This window comes from Sphingosinicella sp. (assembly GCF_013911755.1).
In the GTDB taxonomy this organism is placed as follows: domain Bacteria; phylum Pseudomonadota; class Alphaproteobacteria; order Sphingomonadales; family Sphingomonadaceae; genus Sphingosinicella.
The window spans coordinates 103,262-122,867 of sequence record NZ_JACESP010000008.1; the positions used below are offsets into that span (position 1 = coordinate 103,262).

The 19,606-nt window shown below is 61.1% G+C and carries 14 protein-coding genes; 6 read left to right on the forward strand and 8 right to left on the reverse strand.

Translation table 11 applies throughout. The annotated features are described in order from the left end of the window. Positions 1–19: 19 nt before the first annotated feature. Complete coding sequence (locus H2052_RS07875) at positions 20–607, reverse strand: TetR/AcrR family transcriptional regulator (protein WP_293779903.1); 588 nt, start codon at positions 605–607, stop codon at positions 20–22. Between the two features lie 77 nt (positions 608–684). Further along, positions 685–1,854: an iron-containing alcohol dehydrogenase gene (locus H2052_RS07880; RefSeq protein WP_293779905.1), complete on the reverse strand. Its 1,170-nt coding sequence runs from the start codon at positions 1,852–1,854 to the stop codon at positions 685–687. 165 nt (positions 1,855–2,019) lie between these two features. On the opposite strand from H2052_RS07880, the gene H2052_RS07885 reads away from it, so the two are divergent. Continuing rightward, positions 2,020–3,186 carry a CaiB/BaiF CoA-transferase family protein gene (locus H2052_RS07885; RefSeq protein WP_293779907.1) on the forward strand — a complete coding sequence of 389 codons (1,167 nt, stop codon included), beginning with the start codon at positions 2,020–2,022 and terminating at the stop codon, positions 3,184–3,186. A gap of 13 nt (positions 3,187–3,199) precedes the next feature. Here H2052_RS07885 and H2052_RS07890 read toward each other — a convergent pair whose 3' ends face one another. The 5 genes from H2052_RS07890 to H2052_RS07910 all read right to left on the reverse strand — a co-directional run bounded on the left by H2052_RS07890 (position 3,200) and on the right by H2052_RS07910 (position 10,954). Then, positions 3,200–4,450, reverse strand: a complete 1,251-nt coding sequence (locus H2052_RS07890) for a cytochrome P450 (RefSeq protein ID WP_293779909.1) — start codon at positions 4,448–4,450, stop codon at positions 3,200–3,202. Next, positions 4,450–5,355, reverse strand: coding sequence for an MBL fold metallo-hydrolase (locus H2052_RS07895; protein WP_293779911.1), 906 nt, complete (start codon positions 5,353–5,355; stop codon positions 4,450–4,452). Before H2052_RS07895 ends, H2052_RS07890 begins: the two co-directional genes overlap by 1 nt. 72 nt (positions 5,356–5,427) lie before the next feature. Further along, entirely contained in the window at positions 5,428–7,692 is a 2,265-nt protein-coding gene (locus tag H2052_RS07900; protein WP_293779913.1) for a TonB-dependent receptor, read from the reverse strand. A 220-nt stretch (positions 7,693–7,912) separates the two neighbouring features. Further along, positions 7,913–9,847 carry an NAD(P)/FAD-dependent oxidoreductase gene (locus H2052_RS07905; protein WP_293779915.1) on the reverse strand — a complete coding sequence of 645 codons (1,935 nt, stop codon included), beginning with the start codon at positions 9,845–9,847 and terminating at the stop codon, positions 7,913–7,915. Positions 9,848–10,249: 402 nt separating this feature from the next. Next, on the reverse strand, positions 10,250–10,954 hold the full coding sequence (locus tag H2052_RS07910; RefSeq protein ID WP_293779917.1) for a helix-turn-helix transcriptional regulator: 705 nt from the start codon (positions 10,952–10,954) through the stop codon (positions 10,250–10,252). A gap of 48 nt (positions 10,955–11,002) precedes the next feature. Between H2052_RS07910 and H2052_RS07915 the strand changes: the two genes are divergently transcribed. From H2052_RS07915 to H2052_RS07930, 4 genes are read left to right on the forward strand one after another with little or no spacing between them, the layout of a single operon-like run. Continuing rightward, entirely contained in the window at positions 11,003–12,958 is a 1,956-nt protein-coding gene (locus H2052_RS07915) for a TonB-dependent receptor (protein ID WP_293779919.1), read from the forward strand. Positions 12,959–12,984: 26 nt separating this feature from the next. Beyond that, the gene (locus H2052_RS07920) at positions 12,985–13,932 is read left to right on the forward strand and encodes a glycerophosphodiester phosphodiesterase family protein (protein ID WP_293779921.1); all 948 of its coding nucleotides are present in this window, start codon (positions 12,985–12,987) and stop codon (positions 13,930–13,932) included. Next, entirely contained in the window at positions 13,929–14,492 is a 564-nt protein-coding gene (locus tag H2052_RS07925; protein WP_293779922.1) for a cytochrome b/b6 domain-containing protein, read from the forward strand. The genes H2052_RS07920 and H2052_RS07925 overlap by 4 nt, the downstream gene beginning before the upstream one ends. After that, positions 14,489–16,489 carry a TonB-dependent receptor gene (locus H2052_RS07930; protein ID WP_293779923.1) on the forward strand — a complete coding sequence of 667 codons (2,001 nt, stop codon included), beginning with the start codon at positions 14,489–14,491 and terminating at the stop codon, positions 16,487–16,489. Before H2052_RS07925 ends, H2052_RS07930 begins: the two co-directional genes overlap by 4 nt. 124 nt (positions 16,490–16,613) lie before the next feature. Here the strand turns inward: H2052_RS07930 and H2052_RS07935 are convergent, their stop codons facing one another. Beyond that, the gene (locus H2052_RS07935) at positions 16,614–19,253 is read right to left on the reverse strand and encodes a sensor histidine kinase KdpD (protein WP_293779924.1); all 2,640 of its coding nucleotides are present in this window, start codon (positions 19,251–19,253) and stop codon (positions 16,614–16,616) included. A 256-nt stretch (positions 19,254–19,509) separates the two neighbouring features. Between H2052_RS07935 and kdpF the strand changes: the two genes are divergently transcribed. Beyond that, positions 19,510–19,599, forward strand: coding sequence for a K(+)-transporting ATPase subunit F (gene kdpF / locus H2052_RS07940; RefSeq protein WP_293779925.1), 90 nt, complete (start codon positions 19,510–19,512; stop codon positions 19,597–19,599). Positions 19,600–19,606: the final 7 nt, after the last annotated feature.

The following is a 19,606-nucleotide window of genomic DNA, read 5'->3' on the forward strand; positions in this document are numbered from 1 at the left end:
GCAGTCTTGCGCGCCAGCCTCAGTCGAGGCCAATCAGCCGCATGCAGGCGTGGGATACCTGCTCGATCACATCTTCGCGCTTGCGGCGGCTACCCCGCCAGTAGCAGTTGGGGATCCACGACAGCAGGCCGCCCATCCAAACCGACATCGCGGCAGCGTCATGCATCTTCACGAGACCGTCCGCCCGGCACTGCTCCACAAGGTGCGCGATCCTGAGATCGAACTCGTGGCGCAGCCGTAGAATCTGCTGCGCATCGACGTTGGTGAGGCTTTTCATCTCGCGCTGGTAGACGACGATATATTCCATGCGATCGATGATGATCGCGGCCACCTCGTGAAGTGCTGCCCGTAGACGATCGACCGAGTTTCCGGGCGCCGCCGCAGCGCGGTCCAGCGCATCCAGAGATTCCGTTACGCCCACAGCGCAAACAGAGGCCAGAATCTCGGCCTTGTTCTTGTAGTAGGTGTAAAGGTACGGCTTGGTGACGTTCAGCTCGTCTGCCACCATGTCGAGCGTTGCCGTTTCATAGCCTTTCTCGTGAAACAAGCGACTCGCAACCTCCAGGATACCCTGCCGCTTCAGCGCAACAACATCTGGCTTGGACATACGGCGCCCCCGAGGCCGTGCCTGACGCGATGCAGTCGCCGGCGGGACTTCGACCGTTCTGCTGCGTGTTGCTCTCTTCATGCGGCCCTTCTCAGGATTTCCAGTATATCGTCGGGCGACCGCACCGGACGTGGATTGGTCCGCCCCCAGATATCAAGCATGGTATATTCGGCAACTCGTTGGAAGCAATCTTCGCCAACACCCACGTCCGCCAGCGTGCGCGGCATGCCAAGCATTCGGATGAAACGGTCGAGCGCAGCGGAAGCCGTGCTTTCAGGTTCGCCAAGGCAGGCGCTGATCCGCTTCTGGCGGCTGTCATCGTATTCGGCGTTCCATGCGAGCACATAGGGCGACATCACGCAGGAGGTGTAGCCGTGCGGCACATCGCAGGTTCCGCCGAGAATATGGCCGATCGCATGGCTCGCGCCCATCGGAACGCCGCCGATGATGGAGATCATCGACTGCCAGGCGCCGACCTGACACTTCAGGCGCCCCTCGATATCACCGGAATCCCGCCTCACGCGGCTCAATCCCTCGACAAGAAGGCGCAGCGCGCTGTCCGCAAGCCCATCGGCGAAGTCGTTGGATTCGTAGGAGGCCAGCGTCTCCACCGCGTGATCGACCGCGCGCACGCCGGTCGAAAACCACAGCCACTCGGGCGTATGCTGCGTCAGTTCCGGATCGAGCACCACGGCGATGGGCGCCATGTTGCGGTGTTCGTAGCCTTGCTTGTGCATCACCGCTTCATCCGTCGCCCCGGACAGGGCATTGAACTCGCCGCCCGAAAGCGTCGTGGGCACGCAGATCACGCGTACGTCGGGACCAACAGTGATCGGGTTGATGACCTGCCCCTCGTCGGTGACATAGGTTCTGAGCGGCTCAAAGGCCTCCACCGTCCGCACATCATGCTTCAGCAGCAGCGCCATGATCTTGCCCGCGTCCGTCACCGATCCGCCGCCGATCGTGACGATCAAATCGGCATTGGCGGCACGCGCGGCATTCGCACCGGCAAGCACGCCCGATCGCGGCGCGTGCGGCTGTATGCCAGTCCAGGTTGCCGCGTGGCGCGCGCCAAGCGCAGCTTCGACATTGCGCACGGCATCCGTGGTGCTCGCAAGCGTTGTGCCAGCAAGAATAAACACGCGCTGCGCGCCCGCAAGCGCAGCCTGTTCCGCGACAGCCTCTGCAGCGGGCCGACCGATGACGACGCGCTCAGTCGAGGTGAAGCCCATTGTCGTGCCAGTCATGTCATTCTCCGCAGTTTTTCCGATGCTGGCATAACAAAATTCTACTGTCTAGTATATTCAATGAAACCCCGCACTACCGAGGCGCGATCGACAGCTTGACAAAACCATACCCACGGGTAGGCGAAGATGCAGTGTAATCGCTGATACAACTGGGAATGGACGACCGTGGCAACAGAAAGCGACAAGAACGCGGCAGGGCCGTTGTCAGGCATTCGCATCGTGGAGTTCGCCGGCCTCGGACCCACACCCTTTGCGGCCATGCTTCTTGCGGATTACGGTGCCGACGTGCTGCGGATTGACCGCAAGGGTCATGCCGCGCTCTCTCCCGGTGACGGCAGACAGGACTTTCTGAACCGCAGCCGCGCTTCGATCGCGCTCGACATCAAATCCGCCGATGGTTTCGCGCTTGCACGGCAACTGATCGGCAAGGCCGACGTCCTGCTCGAAGGCTATCGCCCCGGCGTGATGGAACGGTTGCAACTTGGTCCCAATGAGGCGTCTGCCCTCAATTCCCGGCTTATCTATGCACGCATGACAGGATGGGGCCAGAGCGGTCCCTTGGCGCACAAGGCGGGACACGATATCAACTATGTTGCGCTGACCGGGGGTCTCCACATGATGGGCAGCGCAGACGCCCCGCCCCCAGTCCCGCTCAATGTCGTCGGCGACTTCGGCGGCGGAGGGATGCTGGTCGTTTCGGGCATCCTGGCGGCGCTCGTGGAGCGGCAATCGAGTGGACGCGGCCAGATCGTCGATGCTGCCATGATCGACGGCGCAGCCCTGCTGCTGACCCAGCTTTATGCGTGGAAGGCGATGGGATTCTGGTCGCCTGAGCGCGCCGCGAACCTTCTGGATGGCGGCGCTTATTTCTACCGCTGCTATGAAACCGCAGACGGCTATGTTGCGGTCGGCGCGATCGAACCCCAGTTCCACGCCGCACTGATCACGGGGCTTGGCTTGAACCTTGAGGATTTTGCCAATCATATGAACCGCGCTCTCTGGCGTGAACGTGCGCGGACACTTGAAGCGCTATTCAAAACGCGCACGCGTGATGAATGGATCACTATTTTAGAACCGTTCGACGCGTGTGTAACGCCGGTACTAACGCAGGACGAAGCGGTACGTCACCCCGCGAACGCAAGCCGAAGTGTCTTCACAGGTGTCAACCGTGCACAGCCCAATCCCGCTCCGCGGTTTTCACGCACGCCTGCGCAAATCCGCAGCGCGCCGACATTGCCCGGCGAAGGCGGCTATGCTGCACTGAAAGCGTGGGGCATCCCTGAAGTAGAGATCAATGCTCTCGTGGCCCGCAAGAGCCTTTCCGCTGAGTAGACGCGATAAAGGCCTACCAGGCGACCTGAAGTTCGGTCAGACCGCGAAAGTGCACACCGCGCCAGTGCGGGTCCTGGATATCGACACGCATCTCCGGCAATCGCCTTGCAAGCGTGGCAAGCCCGATCTCCCCTTCCAACCGCGCCAGTTCCGCGCCAACACAGAAATGAATGCCGCCGCCGAATGTCAGATGTCGAGGCCCTTCGCGCGCAATGTCGAAGACGTCCGGGTCCGCAAAAACACGCGGATCGCGGTTGCCCGCGCCCAGCATCGCCATTACGCGCTGCCCGGCCACGATCGTGTGCCCACCCAATGTCGTATCGGCAAAGGCCGTGCGATACGTCATGGTAAGCGAGCTTTCGAAACGCAGGATTTCCTCGGATGCGGATGCTGCAAGCGTTGGATCGTTCACAAGCCTCGCCCACTCTTCGGAATACCGGTGCAGTGTCAGCAGCCCGTTGCCGAGCATATGGGCGGTCGTTTCAAACCCCGCGCCGAACAGTGCGATTGCAACGGTTGTCATCTCCCATTCGGAGAGGCCATTGCCGCCATCCCGCGCGTTTAGAAGTGCCGTGGCGAGATCGTCGCGCGGCTCGATGCGCCTGCGATCGAAGACCTTCTTGAAGAAGCGTTCAAGGAACAGAATCTGATCGTTAGCCAGCTTCAACTCATCCGGCGGTAACGGCCGCATTTCGAGGACGAGGAAGCTGTCCTGAATCGCCTTATTGAGCGCCATGAGGAGATCGTCATCCGCCTCGTCTGCATCAATGCCCAGCATATCGCACATGACGGCCGTGGGAAGCTTGTAAGCGAAATCATGGATAAACTCCATGCGGCCGCGATCAAACACTGCGTCCAGAAGCCGGTCAGTGATCTCCTGAATACGCGGCCGCATGGCCTGCACGCGACGGGCCGTAAGCGCCTGGGTCACCAGACCGCGAAGCCGCGTATGCTTCGGTGGATCTTGAAACACGAACACATCAGCGAGCCAGCGGTACGCGGGATGCGACAACACGTCAAAGTCATCACCGTAGAGAAGGCGAATGTTCCGCTCGAAGTCCCCCTGACCGAAGTTCTGGCGATCCATCACGATCGCACGAATATCGTCGTAGCGTGTCACCACCCAATACCCATGGTCGGACCAATGCACTGGATCGTGTTCGCGAAGCATCGCAAACGCCGGATAAGGATCGGCGAGCAATTCCGCATCGTTCGGATCCATCGCGAAACTGCGAAGCCAGCGCTCAGACGCGGTATCTGCCATCACGTAAGCCTTTCGGGGCTGTAGACCGGCCTGAACACCGAGCCCTCCGGCAAAACACGGACTGCGTGCACGCCGCCGAAATGCGCGGGAACGAGAAGTGACCCCATTTGCGCCGCTTCTTCGAGAACGGCACGGCGGCTTTCGCGCGCCATATCCTGATCCTCGCAAAACTGGCTGTTCCAGTCCGGATTATGAATTTGAATCGGATGGTGAAGGACGTCGCCCACAAAAAGGGCGGAATCGCCCCGCGCAAGAACACGCATCGCCAGATGCCCCGGCGTATGACCCGCGACGGCAAACAGATCGATTCCGGGTAGGACTTCAAAACCGGATTCGGCCCACTCCACACGGTTTTGATCGATCAGCGGCTGAACACTGTCTTCGAACACGCCGGCATTCACCGCCTTACCCGTCGCCGACGGCTCTGCGCTGGCATCATTCGGATCCCAGCAAGCACGATCACCCAGCGGCAGGATATATCGCGCATTAGGGAATGTCGCTTTCCAGCCTTCGTCCGAGCGTGTGGTGTTCCAGCCGACATGATCGATATGGAGATGCGAACAGACGACCGTGTCAATGTCACCGGGCTGGAAGCCCGCTGCGCTCAGCCGGGCCAGGAAATCCGTCTGCAGACCGCCGAAGATCGGAATTCCCGGCCGCTCCTTGTCGTTCCCCGCGCCGGTGTCGAACAGAATCTTTTCGGCGCCGGTATCGATCAGCCAGCTTTGCAGGAAGCCGTAGATGAGCCCGGTTTCGGCCTGATGATAATCCGGCACAAGCTCGTGTTCGTGTGGCAGCCAATGCGCTTCGTCGAATCCCCGGAACATTGCGGAGGGCGGCGCGAAACCGCCCTGCCATTCCTCAATCCTGTGAAGCGTCATGTCTCCAATGCGGAACCTGTTCATTCCCGGCGCCTCCCAAGCTGTCCGGGTCCGGACTACGGAACCCCCGACGTCCAGACCATGAAGATGCCGCGATCAGAATGCGTAACCTAGCGTGAACCCATAGGTACGCGGCGGGATGACCGAGCCGACTCGCACGAGCGCGAAAGTCGGCGCCGTTACGATGTTGTTGGAGATCGCGAACTTGTCCGTAAGGTTGCGCGCCCAGAGGCTCGCGGACAAGCCGCTTTCATGCTTGTAGGTGAGGTTCGCGTTCACAAGCGCATAGCCACCCTGTGCCGCATCCATGTTATTGAACTCGGTGAAATAAACCTTGCTTTGATAGCTCATGTCCGCACCGAGCGTCAGCTCGCCCGGACCGACCTCGACCGTGTAATCAAAGCCCGCGCCAAACGAGAATTTCGGTGCATTTGGCAGGCGCTTGCCATCAAGATCCGCGAGAGCGGGGTCCGACGGGCACGGGTCGTAGGAGATACCCGGTCGACTGACGGCCGCACCATAGTAGCCGTTGCAGAAATCCTGGAACTTCGCGTTGAGATAGGCGGCATAGGCATTGAGCGTCAGGTTTTCGTTCACACGCCCGCTGAGTTCAAGCTCGGCGCCATAATTCTTCGCCGCACCCGCATTGATCGTCTCCACGATGCTCTGCGCGTTGACGAAGCCCACCTGAAGATCGGTATAGTCGTAATAGAACACAGCGCCGCTCAGCAGGATGCGGTTGTCGGCAAGCTGCTGCTTGAAGCCTGCCTCATAGTTCCACACGAATTCTGGATCGATCACGGAATTCGCACTGCCAACGTTGATAACACCGGATTTGAAGCCGCGCGTGACTGTACCGTAAATCAGCGTTTCGTCGGCCGGACGCCATTCGACGAGCAACTTCGGCGTGATCGCGCCCCACCCCTTCTTCCGGTCGGTGGGAATATCGATCCCCGCCGCCTCGAAAGTGAACTGGCCGACGCCTTTGCGCCGTTCATAGCTGTAACGCGCACCGGCCGTGACCCGCAGCTGCGACGTCAGATCGAACGCAGCCTGCGCGAAGACACCGTAAGACTTCGTATCGACCGTACCACGCTGGAAATAGTTGCCGTCGTCGAACGTGTCCGCCGGCAATCCGAAGAGAAGGCCGAGATTTACCGTCGGCACCTTCACTTCGCCGTAGAGCTCCTCCTCGAAATACATGGCACCTGCGAGGATATCGAGGCCGCCACTCTTGTAATTCAGCAGCAGCTCCTGGCTGAACGAGTTGGCATCCTCCACGTAATTGTTCTGGCCATACATCCAGACGTCCGAAACGTCGAGGTCGGTCCTGTTGAAACGCTTGAAGTCGCGGTACGCCGTGATCGACTTCAAGTTGAAATCACCGGCGTCCCATTCGACAAGAGCGGTATAATTCTCGCCGTTCCGCTTGTTGATCGGCTCCTCGTCGGAATAAATGTTCCGAAGATTCGGCTTCTCGCCGCGCGCGGCGTAATAGTCGAAGATGGTTTCACCGCCGAGCAGATTGTGCGGCAGCGAATCCGCCGGAACGATCGTCGGTCCGAAGTAGTGGAAGGCGTAGTTGTTGTCGTCTTCCTCATAGTGCTCGACGATGAGCGAGGCTGTCAGTTCAGACGACAAACGCGCCTCGAGAATCCCGCGCACCGCGTAGGCATCACGGTTGTCGACATCAGAGCCTGTGAAGAGGTTCTTGCCGTACCCGTCGCGTTTTTCCTTCTTGCCCGCGATCCTGAAGAGCAGCGTGTCTGACGCGATGGGGCCTCCAACAGCGCCTTCCAGCGTAACGGCATCGTAGTTGGCGTAAGTGCCGCGAATATAACCCGAAAAATCGTCGGTCGGTTTTGCTGTAATAAGGTTGATCGCGCCGCCCGTGGCGCCGCGTCCGTAGAGCGTTCCCTGCGGCCCCCGCAATACCTCGATCTGTGCGAGATCGTAGAAGCCGGCCAGCTGCGCCGCCGGCCGCGAGATCATCGCCCCGTCCTGAAGGAACGCCACGGCACCGTCGGCACCAAGATCGATGCTGGTCATGCCGATACCGCGAATGAACGTACGGTTCACACCGAATTGGTCGCCGATCGAGACGTTCGGCACCGAAGACTGCAAGTCACCGATGTCCTGGATTCCTCCCGGCCCAAGATCCTGAGAGGAAATGGCCGAGACCGCCGCCGCCGTATCAGCCAGCGATGTGTTCTGGCGAGTCGCCGTGATAACGATTTCCGAGTTCTGAGGCTCGCCGGTGCCATCCGCGCCTCCCGCCTGCTGCGCGAGGGCAACGCCGGAGAACGACGCCGTCGTCAGCAGGCTCACACCGAACACAAATGCACATGAGTTCCGTCGCATAACAGCACCTCCCCGATCGTCTTATGACTTATGTCGTCAATGAGTATACTTGTGAGTAGTTTTTTGCAAGCGCCTTCGAAGTTCGGCCGTTTCCTATCAAAACGCGAGATTCAGGGCGAAAAACAGCCGTTTCTTCAATCCAGGCGCGGGACTGGTGGACCCTGACCCTCACAGGATCATACTGTTGAGTATAAACCGATTGAAGCGCGGCAGCGTTGTGTCAGCCGTTTTGGGTTCGATCGTGTTTGAAAACGAAATCGGCCGGATTAGCTTCCCGGGTCATCCGCCAGAAGGCATCGTTCCGCCATGGCGTGATCGCGACAATGCGGCCTCGCGCGTTTCGATACCAGTTTTCCGTACCGGGATGCGTCCACACCAGCTTTTCGTGCGCGGCGTCGACCCGATCCGAATAGTCGGTATAAACGTCTTCCCTGACGTCGACGGCGAGCGCATTTTGCCGGACCATTTCCTCGACGATCCGTAGCGCATAATGCGTCTGGTTCTCGATCGAACGGATCATGCTGCCGCCATGGCCGGCCCCGACATTCGGACCAAGCAATATGAAAAAGTTGGGAAAACCGGCAACAACGGTGCCGAGATAAGCAGCGGCATTGTCACCATCCCAAAAGTCGCTGAGAACCCGGCCGCCGCGACCGACGACCTCGTAAGACCCCAGGACATTGGCAGCCTGAAAGCCGGTGGCGAGGATCAGTACGTCTGCCGACGCGCTCTCCCCACTGCCCGCAACCAGCTTATCCCCTTGAACTTCCGCAAGCCTTTCCGGAATCAGACGAACATTTTCCCGTCGAAGCGTGCGGTACCAACCGTTGTCGAGCAGCATGCGCTTCGCAAACGGCGGGTAATCGGGTAAAACATGCGGCAGAAGATCCTGCCGATCTCCAAGCTCTTCAATCACATAGCGGGTGAAGTACTCGCGGTGACCATCATTGATGGCATTGACGGCACGTTCAGGGTGCGCCCACTCGGGATCCCGAAATAATGTACCATGCACGCGATCGTTGAACGTCCACGACAGACGCTGCTCGCACCACGCCCGGTACAGCGGCACGATTTGCAGCAGGTAGCGAACCCCTTCCGGCACAGGCTTCCTGAACTGTGGAAATGGGGCCGCCCACTGCTTCGAGCGCGCAAAAATCGTGAGTTCTGAGACACTTTCCGCAATCGCAGGCACGACCTGCATGGCAGATGCGCCGTTACCCACAACCGCAACGCGCTTTCCCGTCACGTCCAGGTCTTCCGGCCAATCGGAGGTGTGCACAACGCGCCCGGTGAAACTTTCGAGTCCCGGAATCTCCGGCACCAGCGGCATATTGAGTATGCCGACCGCGCTGAATACGAGATCGGCATAATGCTGCTCCGTGCCGCCATCCTTGTCGGTTACGCTCACCTTCCAGCGATTTTCGTTTTCAATCCATTCAGCCTTCTTAACGGTCGTCTCGAAGCTGACGCGATCGTAAAGCCCGTATTCAACCGCAGTTTCAACGAGATAGTTGGAAATCTCGCCCCGAAGCGGGAAATACTTGGACCAGTCCGCTCCGCGGAACGAGAAGGTGTAGGTAAGGTTCGGCGTATCGACGCCACAACCCGGGTAACGGTTTTCCCACCAAGTGCCTCCGAACTGCGTGTTCTTCTCGAAGATCCGGCATTCTATGCCCATCTCGGCAAGCTTTATCGCTGCGCATATTCCGGAAACGCCCGCACCGATGACAATGGCGCTCAAAGGCCGCTGGGAACGAGGCGTCGACACCTCCCCTTCAAGCCTCATCGTCGCCGCGATGACATCGCCATATTCTTCCGGCACGTCCTCGACCATGGCAACGCTCAGCATATGCGCAAGCTGGGCGTTAGAGGGGCGAGGCAGCGCAAGCTCGCCCCCTTTGAGCCAAGCGGTTATCGCTTCATAAGCCGCATCGCGAATTTGCCGCTGAAGCGCGTCGGGAAGTCCCGCGGAATCATTGTCATCAAGCCCTTTGCCGCGCTTCGGCGCAAACGGCGGCTGCAGCCATTTGGCATCGCCGGTCATCTGGAAGAGACACATGAGCAGAGAAGGTATGTTGCCCTCGTCGACACCCAAACGAAGTTTGGCATAGTCGACGCCTGCGTCCCCGGAAGGCCTGCCGGTAATCTTATCCAACCTCTATTCCTCTCACAGCGCCGCCATCATAGGTGGCAATAGCGCGAATTTAACATACTTGCCAGTATAATTTTATATAGAAACGCCGCGCAGCGTACCGTGATCGGAATACCATTTAGTATATTTAACGCATGTGCGCGCTCGCTCCAGGTTGCCCTGACAACCACCATGACCCAGCAGTTCCCTCTCAAGACCGAGCTTGGGCGTCTCACGCGGTTTCGCGTTGCGGACCGCCAGCGCCGAGAGCCGCATGGCACCACCTCAGGAAGGCAACTCGATACCACGAAAAATTCCATTGTATCGTGCGGGATCGGCGAGTTTTGCCCGATGCAGCGCAGGCACCATGACCGGCACCAAGAGACCTTTTAACCCAATGGTTCGAGTCCACGTGCTCGAAGCGAATCAGCTCCCAAGTTCGTCATAACTGAGGAAAAACACCGGGCCGCCGTACGTCAGAATGTGCTCGTCATATGCACTTTCCTCGATCCGTCGTGTCTCGCAGATCGTCACGATTTCGTCATCGTCGAGCATATAAGGCGTATCGAAGTTCTTGAGGTGGACCATCTGACCAGCGGCGTTCCTGAACGCAAGCACGGTCAGGGTGAACGCGATATCGCCGCCGAATATGCCGCTCTTTTCCCATGTTTCCGTCGTCATATCGACGGTTTCTCCGAATTGTCCGTAGATTCGGTTTCCCCTGAGGACCTCAACGACTGTACCCGTCTCCGCCGCAAAGCTGCGGCTGAAATCGAGGAAGCGGGCACCGGGACCGACGATACTCATCGGCGAGGGGGCATAAGCCATCCGAATCTGAAGCTGCTGTTTGAGGCAGGATGCATTCGAGGTTTGCAACATCGTGCGCATCCGATGGCGAAGCTGCAACGAGGGCAGGTCATGCCCGTTCTCCCATCGCGAAACCGACGCCTGTCGCACGCCAAGCTCTTCCGCCAGTGCGGCCTGAGAGAGGCCTGCCCTTCGGCGTAACTGCTTGATCAGGTTGGGCCAGCGCCGCGATTCAGCAGGTCTATTCGTCGGCAGGTCGGGCCGCCATACGTTTCCATACGCTCCTGACCTCCAGTGTTCATGGTCGCGAAATTGATCAGTCATGCAGCAGCCCTAGGTGCCCCCTGAAGCAAAACGAACAGGTAGCCCCCTATGACCGCGCATCGTTACATATCCGCGTTACTCGCCCTTCCCCTCTCCGCCGTCCTGGCGCCCTCCGCACACGCAGACGACGCCGCAACAGAAGACGAACAGATCATCGTCACCGCGATGCGCGGCAAGTCGAGCGCCGAGAGCGTCGCTGCGCGGACGGAAGTCATCACACGCGACCTCATCGAGCAGAAAGGCTACGTAACAGCCGCCGACGTGCTCAAGACGGTTCCCGGCCTCAGCGTCGTCCAAAGCGGCGGCGCCGGCACGCTGACCTCAGTCTTCTCGCGCGGTACAAATTCCAAGCATACGTTGGCACTCTTCGACGGCATCCGGATGAACGATGCATCGACACCCAACGGTCAATTCAACTTCGGCTCGGATACGCTTGGCGACTTGGAGCGCGTCGAGGTCCTGCGTGGTCCTGCATCTGCTGTCTACGGTTCAGATGCCATCGGCGGCGTCATCAACTTCATCCCGCGTATCGGCGGCAACGAAGCGTTTATGCCCTACGCCGAGGTTGCCGCGGGCAATCTCGATACATATCGGGGCCTTGCCGGTGCGCGCGGCTCAAGCGGCGTGCTCGCCTACGGTATCACGGGGGAATATTTCGAGACGGGCGGCTTCAACAACGTCGCCGCCCGCCTCGCCGACAATCTCGGCGAACGCGACGGCAGCAACTTTCTCACGCTGACAGCGAACGGCGAACTGAAGCTTACCGATGCGCTCATGGTGCGCGGGCTCGCTCGTTTCCGCCGAGCGAAGACTGACTTCGACGATGCCGCACTCGACCGCGAAGGCCGCAGTGGCACGGACCGCTATTTCGTATGGCGTATCGCACCGCGGCTCACGCTGCTCGACGGCCGTTATCAGGGCGACCTCGAATTCGGACAGGTCGACAACAAACGGGTCGATCACAATAGCCCAGATACCAATAATGCCTTCGGCAGCCTCGACGCCAAATCGACCGGCCTCCGTACCTTCGCCGCATGGCGGAACCGCATCAGCTTTACGCCGATGGAAGGTGCAGAAGCTACGCTGTCCGGTGGCGTCGAATGGCAGAAGGAAAAGGTCCGCTCTTTGAGCGGCACCACGGAAACGCTGGCCCGCGCTGAAAAGCAGACAGCATTCTATGCGCTGGCACAGGTTTCGATGGCAGAGCGTGTGGAACTTAACGGATCACTCCGCCACGATGATCCGGAAGCGTTCAAATCTGTCACCACATGGAATTCCGGCGCTGTGCTTCGCCTGCCGGAGATCGGCGGCCGGGCTTATGTCGCCTACGGCAAGTCCTTCAAGGCACCGACACTGAGCGAGCGTTTCACGCAAAGCGCGTGGAACATCGGTAATCCCGGTCTGCGCCCCGAGCACGGCAAATCTTTCGAAGCGGGTCTCGACGCGGGCACGGATATCGGCAGCAAGGGCTGGCTCGGCCTCACGGCTACCTATTTCGATACGAAGATCAGGAATCTCATCGAATACGACTCTGCTGCGCTCCAGAATCGTAACATCGGGCGCGCCGCGATCGACGGCTATGAGCTCAGCCTCACAGCACGTGCTGAAGGCGTTGCCGAGTTCAAGGTCAACTACACGCGCACCGATGCCGTCAACGATGCAACGGGGGACCGCCTGCTGCGGCGGCCCAAACATGGCTGGTCCGCCAGCCTGACTGTCACACCCACATCGGCGCTGTCGTTTTCGGTCGACTATTTCCGGCGCGGTGCGCGCGAGGATGTCCTCTACGAGAATACGAGCCCCTGGGGACCCGGCGGCGGTTATCTCGGAAACGGCACGGTTGCCGCCTATGATCTCGTCAACCTCTCGGCGCGCTACACCGTTTCGGAAGGCATCGAACTGTTCGCCAATCTAAGGAACGCGTTCGACGAAAGCTACGAGGAACCAGACAGCTACCGTGGGGCGCCGCGCACCTGGCAGCTCGGTGCCCGAGCACGTTTCTGATCCTCCCGACTCGAAGGTAAAAGCCAATGCGTAAAGCGATCCTTAGTGCACTGCTGATCGGCAGCCTGACACCCTCGGCAGGTCTTGCTACCCCGGCGACACTTCCGGAACCGCGTGTCCCGGTCGCAAACCCGTTTGCATCCGTGCACGACCTCCTCGCCTGCACCCGCGGCATCGGCACGCTGGTCAGCGCACATCGCGGCGGCGCCGCGCCTGGCTATCCCGAGAATGCAATTGAATCAGCGGCGCGGACGCTCACAGCGTTTCCAGCCCTGCTCGAAGTCGACGTGCGGCAGAGCCGCGATGGTGTGCTCGTGCTGATGCACGACGACACTCTCGACCGGACGACAACGGGAACGGGCGCGGTCGCGGACCACGATTGGGAGGCGCTGCGCACGCTTCGCCTCAAGGACAATGACGGGAATGAAACGGCATTCCAGATCCCGCAGCTCCGCGACATGGCGGTTTGGGCGAAGGGGCGCGGCCTGGTTCTCGCGGAAGTGAAGGTCAGCGAGACGCTGCCCCAGATCGTGAGAGAAATTCGCGAAGCAGGCGCGCAAGCGAACTTCATGCTGCTGATTAACAACCTCCCAGATGCAAAGCGGCTTCAGGCCCTCGATGACGAAATCAGTATGTCACTCGAAATTCCCGATGCAGCGGCATTGCAGCGCGTGAAGGAGGCAGGAATCGACATGCGGCGCGTCGTGCCTTGGACGGGTATCGGCAAACGCGACCGTTCCTTCTGGAACGCCCTGCATGCCGAGGGACACACCGTCTCCTACGGCACCTTGTGGTATGTGGATGGCGCAATCGAAAACCTCGATCTGAAGGGCATCTATGCCGAGCTTGCGGCAGACGGTGTCGATCTTCTGGCGACCGACCGGGCGCCCGCAGCCTACGCCGAAATCGCTCCGGTACGCTCGATCGAAACGGCGCTCCGCCAGTGCAAGGCCGTGCGGACAGTGGGTTGGTGAGCATAGACGACCGCGCAGAGCGGCGCTGGCCAAGCGCCATTGTTGCGGTGCACTGGGGGACGGGTCTCTTGGCGCTCACGGTTGCGGGGCTTGCGATCTATCTGCTCTCGCCGCCGGACTGGAGCCAGCCCTACATTGATCGCTACAAGGCGTGGATCGGCTGGCACAAACTCGGCGGCCTTCTGGTTCTCGGCCTTGCGCTCTTCTGGGCCGCTGTGCGCAGGCGGGCCGCACGCCCGCCCGCAATAGGCGGACCACCGGCACGGCTTGTGCATTCTGCCCTGCTCGTTCTCATCCTGGCACTGCCGGTCAGTGGCTATCTGATGGATGCTTTCGTGAACGCACGGCTCGAACTGCCATTCGGGATCGGCATACCGTCCCCTTTCGCCCGACATGATGGCCCAAGTATCGCCCTCAGCTACTTACACAAATGGGGCGGCTGGTTCCTTGTCGGTCTCGCTGCTGCACATGCCATCGCAGCCATAGGCCACGCAATGCGACCTGAAGATAGCGTGCTGCGTGCGATGATGCCGGGCTTCATCAAAGGGAAACGCCGTTGAAGACTGCAGCTCTGGCGTTGGCCGCAGCACTTGGCGCGATGCCAGGCCGCGCGTGGTCAGCGAGCGATCTCGTTTTTGAACCCGCCTATTTTGAGCAGGCCGCGCCCGTGACCGCGTACGACATGGTGGTTCGCCTGCCCGGTTTCGTGATCGCGTCCGGCGACGCCGTTCGCGGCTATGCGGGCGCCGCCGGCAACGTTCTTGTGGATGGCGTGCGGCCTTCCACAAAGAGCCGCACGCTGGATGATATTCTGAAGGCGATACCGGCAGGCCAAGTTGCGCGCATTGAACTCATCCGCACGGCGCGGCCGGGGATCGACCAGAAAGGCGCACAGCTTCTGGCGAATGTTGTGCGGATTTCGGACACCTCTAATGTGCGTGCCTTCACGCTTTCGAACTACACCTATACCGATGGGACCACACGTCCGGCATTTCGCGCTGAAACATCGCGGCGCGGCATCACGGGCGGTTGGGAAGCGTCGCTGCTGCTTTCGCGCAATCAGGACGAAAGCGGTAATGGCGAACGTGTGAAACGCAGTGCCTCAGGAGACGTTCTCGAACGCGCACGCATTTCTGTGGACTCCCCCATCCGCGGCGCGGAAGCGCGCATGGCTGCGGACCTTCCGCTGGCGGGAGGGACGGCGCGTGGCAATCTCTCGCTCACGCATCAGGATTATCGTACGCGAGAGACGCTGGCTTTTCTGGAAGCCAATATATTTGGGCCGAGTGCGCGAACGGATGATCGGGTCCGAACGAACAGCGGTGAACTCGGCGGAGAATGGTCGCGCCCCTTCGGAGACGTCAATACGAAACTGCTGGCGCTGGCGACACGCAAGGACATCGCGGTGCGTTCGACGAGCGATGATGGGGGCGCTTTGTCCGATTATATGTCCGACAGTGTCGCCGATGAACGCATATTGCGCGCAACGGTTGATCGCACGCCGGCACGCGGGCCGTCTTGGGAAATCAGTGGTGAGGTCGCCTACAATGCGCTCGATAGCGTGAGCGCGCTGTCGGTTGCCGGCACACCTATCACCCTTCCCGGCGCAGATGTGACGATCACGGAATGGCGAGCGGACTTGTCGGCGTTGATGAAGCTGGCGGTTTCCTCGCGGCTCACGGCTGAAATGACCCTGCGCGGTGAGGGGTCGCGGCTCGGGCAGAAGGATCACAGCACTGGCTTCGACTATTCTCGGGAATTCGGATTTCTGAAACCGAAGCTGCTGCTGCGCTGGAGTCCCGGTGCGCGCGGACTGGTTCGCTTGCGGGTCGAGCGGGATGTCGGTCAGCTCGATTTCTCGGATTTCGCAAGCTCGGCATCGCTGATCGAAGGCACGGTGGACGCCGGAAATCTCGATCTGCGTCCTCAGACCGCCTGGGTGTTCGAGGCGGATGTCGAACGACGGTTCGGGACTGATGGGGCGCTTACGCTCGCCTATCGCCACGAACGGATCGACAATGTGCTCGATCTCTTGCCTGTGGATGGCCTCGATGCGCCCGGCAACATTGGCGAGGGTACGGTCAATGCGGCAGTGCTCCGGTTCACATGGCCGCTGGATACGGTTGGCCTCTCGGGCGGGCGCGTTTCGTTCAGCGGCGAATGGCGGCGCAGCAGTGTGCGCGATCCCGTAACTGGAGACCGGCGGCCGATCACCGCGCTGGCACCGTTCGAGAGTGAGATACATGCTTCGCTCGATCGCCCGAGGCTGCGGTCGACCTTTGCGCTTGACGTGTATTTCGGCCAGAAGCTGACCTATCGGAGGATCAACGAAGTGCGCCGAACCTTCGCTGATCCCTATGCCACCGTAAAATGGACGTTCGCCGCGACGCCGCAGCTTACCATCGAGACCAGCGTGCAGAACGCCCTTTCCCGCAAGCATGATCGCGACCGCATCGTCTATACGGGGCCGCGCAGCGCCGACGATGTTCAGTTTACGGAGAACCGGTGGTACCGCGCAAAAACGGGGGCATTCATTTCTCTCCGTTACCAGCATTAAACAGCGAGTTCCGGATTCAGTCATCAAACGGGCACGGCAGCACATGCATCTGCCTCCGGCTCATTTCGCACGATCGCCATCAATGCTGATGTGTCTGCCGCGGTCATTTGGGCCGACCATCCCGTCAGTCCGGTTTTGGGTTTCTAATGACAGCCCCTTCAGGAAACACGATCGTGAAAAGCGAGCCGCCCGCGTCCTGATTGCTGGCGGTTACCTCAAGGCCCATGGCATCCGCAAAGCCTTTCACGATCGCAAGGCCGAGACCGCTGCCCCGGTCACGATCAGTGCCGGCCCCGGTTTCGAATACGGAAAAAGCCCCAGCGCCGGTTTCCGGCAGGCCCGACCCTGAATCGCAGACGGACAGCGTCACCGCATCGGGCGTCCGTTTCCCTTCGATCACGATCCTGCCACCGCCGTGCTGGGTAGCGTTGGTGAGAAGATTGAGCAGGATATGATGGAGCAGCGTCGGATCGGCTGAAACCAATGGCAGGTTTGCTGGCACCTTGAGGTCGATGCGACTCTGGGCGAGCAGCATCTTGAGGTCGTGAATGGCGCTCGCCACAGCATCGGTGAGGTCAACGGCTTCCGGTCGGGGTTCGAGCCTGCCGGTGTCGATGCGGACCATGTCGAGCAGGTTGTCGAGGAAACGGCGGAGCCGCGCGATCTCGGCGCGTGCCACCGGCAGCGTTGAAGCGTCCGGGTGTTCGGCGGCGATCGCGTCGACCGCACCGGAAACGGACGTGAGCGGTGTGCGTAGATCGTGCCCGATAGAGGAGAGCAGCGCGGCGCGAAGCCGGTCGCGCTCCTTGAGCACGGTAACGGCGCGGAGCTCATCCTCGAGCTTTAGGCGCTCATGCGCCAGCGCCGCCTGCCCGAGCAGTGTGGAGAGCAGCACAGCGCGATCGGCGCTGACGGGTGCCCGACCGTCCTCGCTCGAAAGCCCAACGACGGCGAGCACGCCAAGCGCGGTCTTCAACGGATGGAACTGCCAATCGGCGGCGTTCAGCGTATCGGAGCCGGCGCCGGCGGGCTCGCCCCGGCTCCAGGCCCAGTCCGCTGCTGCCAGATCGATCGGGCCGAGCACGGCGCCTTCCGGAAACGACGCTCGTATCGCGAGACTGCCATTCTGTTCACACAGCAACAGGCTCCTGACACCGAGGATGCGCGCCATCTCGGCGCAGACAATACGGCTCGTCGACTCCCAGTCCGACGCCCGCGCCAGTGCCTGTCCGAAAGCGGCGACGGCGGCATTTTCGTGCGCGCTTCGCGCGCCGAGCGTGGCGCGCGTCTTGAGGCGGCTGGCGATCTCAGCCGTGAAAATCGCGATGCCGAGCAATACGAACAGGGTGAGCACGCTCTGCGGATCGGCGATGGTGAAGGTATAAAGGGGTGGCAGAAAGAAGAAGTTGTAGGCGAGCGCCGACGCCATGCCCGCGACAATGCCGGGTCGGGATCCGAAACGCCCGGCTACAGCAATGACCGGCAGCAGATAGATGAGATCGACGCCGCCTGCACCGATCAACGGTTCGGCGATCTTGCAGAGCAACGTGGTGAAGCCGATGGCGACTGCGATAAGCGCGTAGTCGCGGGGCTTTCCCCACCCCTTGGCAGGCGCAGTCCGCGCTCGGACGGGGCCGCCTTCCGCCGGGATGACGTGGATCGCGAGGCCGTCGCCGCTGCGCAGCATGGCGTTCACCACCGATCCGTGCCGCAGCTCAAACCACCAGCTACGCACCGACTTGCCGAGCACAAGTTGCGTGGCGCGCATGCCTTCGAGGTGGGCGCGCAGCCCCTCGATCACGCTTTCGGCGGGGACCGTGGCGATCGTCGCGCCGAGGTTCGCGGCGAGGCGCAGCGCGTCGGCGACGCGGCGCTTGTCCGCCTCGTCGAAGGCGGCCGCGCGCGGCGTTTCGATGTAGACCGCCTGCCACGGCGCGCGGAGCGCATCGGCGAGCCGCTTGCCGACGCGCACCAGCGCCTCGCTGCCCGGCAATTCGCTGACCGCGACGAGAATGCGTTCGCCGGCGCCGAACGTGCCGGGCACGGCATGCGCGTCGAGATGCTCCAGCATCGCCTGATCGACCGTGAGCGCCGCGCGCCGCAGCGCCATTTCCCTGAGCGCCGAAAGATTCTGCTTCGAGAAGAAATGGCCGAGCGCGCGCGAGGCTTCGGCGGGGATGTAGACCTTGCCCTCCTTCAGCCGCTCGATGAGTTCGTCGGGCGGTAGGTCGACGACTTCGATCTCGGCGCCGTCGAAGACGCTGTCGGGCACCGTCTCGCGCACCCGAACGCGCGTGAAGCCGGCGACAACGTCGTTCAGGCTCTCGACGTGCTGGATGTTGAGCGTGGTGTAGACGTCGATCCCCGCATCGAGCAGCTCGGCCACGTCCTGCCAACGCTTTGGGTGGCGGCTGCCCTCGACGTTACTGTGCGCATATTCGTCGACGAGCGCCAGCGCCGGACGACGCGCCAGCACGGCATCGAGGTCCATCTCCTCGAGCATGTGGCCCTGATAGTCGATGCGGCTGCGGGGGATGACCTCGAACGGTTCGAGGAGCGCGGCGGTTTCCGCGCGGCCGTGCGTCTCAACGATCGCCACCACCGTGTCCACACCCGCCTTTAGGCGCGCGGCACCGCCACGAAGCATCTCGAATGTCTTGCCGACACCAGGCGCAGCGCCGAGGAATATCTTGAGCTTGCCGCGCGCTTCCCGCCGCGCGGCGCGCAGCAGAGCATCGGGTGAGGGACGAGACTCGCTATCCATGGCGCCCGCAGATGTAGGCTGAAGTGGATGCGAACGCCACGGCGGTCCCGGCTTCACTATGAAATCTTAATGCCAAAGACCGGCATTCGCCGTCGAACCTTAATGGCGGCAGCGCCTATCTCGTGAGCTGCGCCATGGAGGCGCTTACACGGAGATTCATCATGCCGGACCTGCCATGGCTCGCCCTGCTGGGCGGGCTGGTTCTTGCGACGCTGGCGCTCGTCCGCGTCTGCGACAACGCCTGAAGGCCTAGCCAATGACGCTGCACCTGATCCTTGCCGGCGCTACCGCGCTCGGGCTGCTCTTCTATCTCGTGGCCGCACTGCTGCGGCCCGAACGCTTTTGATCGGAAC

Bases quoted from the DNA above. Each gene is read 5' to 3' on its own strand.
- H2052_RS07875 (WP_293779903.1), bottom strand. From the start codon at position 607: ATGTCCAAGCCAGATGTTGTTGCGCTGAAGCGGCAGGGTATCCTGGAG.
- H2052_RS07880 (WP_293779905.1), bottom strand. From the start codon at position 1,854: ATGACTGGCACGACAATGGGCTTCACCTCGACTGAGCGCGTCGTCATC.
- H2052_RS07890 (WP_293779909.1), bottom strand. From the start codon at position 4,450: ATGGCAGATACCGCGTCTGAGCGCTGGCTTCGCAGTTTCGCGATGGAT.
- H2052_RS07895 (WP_293779911.1), bottom strand. From the start codon at position 5,355: ATGAACAGGTTCCGCATTGGAGACATGACGCTTCACAGGATTGAGGAA.
- H2052_RS07900 (WP_293779913.1), bottom strand. From the start codon at position 7,692: ATGCGACGGAACTCATGTGCATTTGTGTTCGGTGTGAGCCTGCTGACG.
- H2052_RS07910 (WP_293779917.1), bottom strand. From the start codon at position 10,954: ATGACTGATCAATTTCGCGACCATGAACACTGGAGGTCAGGAGCGTAT.
- H2052_RS07915 (WP_293779919.1), top strand. From the start codon at position 11,003: ATGACCGCGCATCGTTACATATCCGCGTTACTCGCCCTTCCCCTCTCC.
- H2052_RS07920 (WP_293779921.1), top strand. From the start codon at position 12,985: ATGCGTAAAGCGATCCTTAGTGCACTGCTGATCGGCAGCCTGACACCC.
- H2052_RS07935 (WP_293779924.1), bottom strand. From the start codon at position 19,253: ATGGATAGCGAGTCTCGTCCCTCACCCGATGCTCTGCTGCGCGCCGCG.
- kdpF (WP_293779925.1), top strand. From the start codon at position 19,510: ATGACGCTGCACCTGATCCTTGCCGGCGCTACCGCGCTCGGGCTGCTC.